Annotated in this window: 2 protein-coding genes; one reads left to right on the top strand and one right to left on the bottom strand. The window is 63.6% G+C overall.

Annotated features, from left to right (window positions below; all coding sequences use genetic code 11):
• Positions 1–509: alcohol dehydrogenase catalytic domain-containing protein (locus CXQ94_RS23810; RefSeq protein ID WP_181034367.1), on the bottom strand; the 509-nt coding region annotated here is incomplete at its 3' end.
• Here CXQ94_RS23810 and CXQ94_RS23805 point away from each other — a divergent pair.
• Positions 508–636, top strand: a complete 129-nt coding sequence (locus tag CXQ94_RS23805) for a hypothetical protein (RefSeq protein WP_258067309.1) — start codon at positions 508–510, stop codon at positions 634–636. The genes CXQ94_RS23810 and CXQ94_RS23805 overlap by 2 nt on opposite strands.
• Positions 637–646: the final 10 nt, after the last annotated feature.

Raw genomic sequence — 646 nt, 5'->3', positions numbered from 1 at the left:
TGGCGCAGTGGCGAGTAGGTGGTGATGCCCGCGCAAAGCAGTGGCGCGACGGCGGCGAGGTTGTCGGTGTGGTTGATGCGCAGCACGTATTTTTCGTCCACCACGATGTTGTCGGAATAGCCGCCAAGTGTGTTCTCGCCACCGCCGAAGGCCGGACCGTTGTAGGTGCCGACGAAGCCGTTCTCGCAATACTGCTCCAGCCCCTCGCCACAGGAGGAGCAGCTGCGGCAGCTGTCGACCAGGCAGCCGACGCCGGCGATATCGCCCGCCTTGAACTTGCTCACTTTCGCGCCGACCGCGCTCACGCGGCCGACGATCTCGTGGCCGGGCACGGAGGGATACAGGGTGTTGTTCCACTCGTTGCGTGCGGTATGCAGGTCCGAATGGCAGACGCCGCAGAAGAGAATCTCGATCCGTACATCGTTAGGCCCAACTTCGCGGCGCGAAAACGAGTAGGGGGCGAGCGGGGCGCTCGGGTCGAGGGCGGCGTAACCGAGGGTCTGGCTCATGACGGCTCCTTTGATGATCGGGGTTGCACAGGGCAAGCCTAATGGCGAGCGCATCGGCATCGTTTGCACAATCCTGCCGATGGCTTACGTGTTTCTGCTGATTGCCGAGGCTCGCGCTGCCGGCTGAACTGGGAGAG

It is taken from the genome of Arthrobacter sp. GMC3 (genome assembly GCF_002929305.1).
Taxonomy (GTDB): domain Bacteria; phylum Actinomycetota; class Actinomycetes; order Actinomycetales; family Micrococcaceae; genus Specibacter.
Note: the sequence above shows the minus strand (reverse complement) of the source record. Positions and strands in the feature narration are given on the sequence as shown.

What these genes read in the sequence shown, in the direction of transcription:
- CXQ94_RS23805 (WP_258067309.1), top strand. Translation starts at nt 508, where the DNA reads ATGACGGCTCCTTTGATGATCGGGGTTGCACAGGGCAAGCCTAATGGC.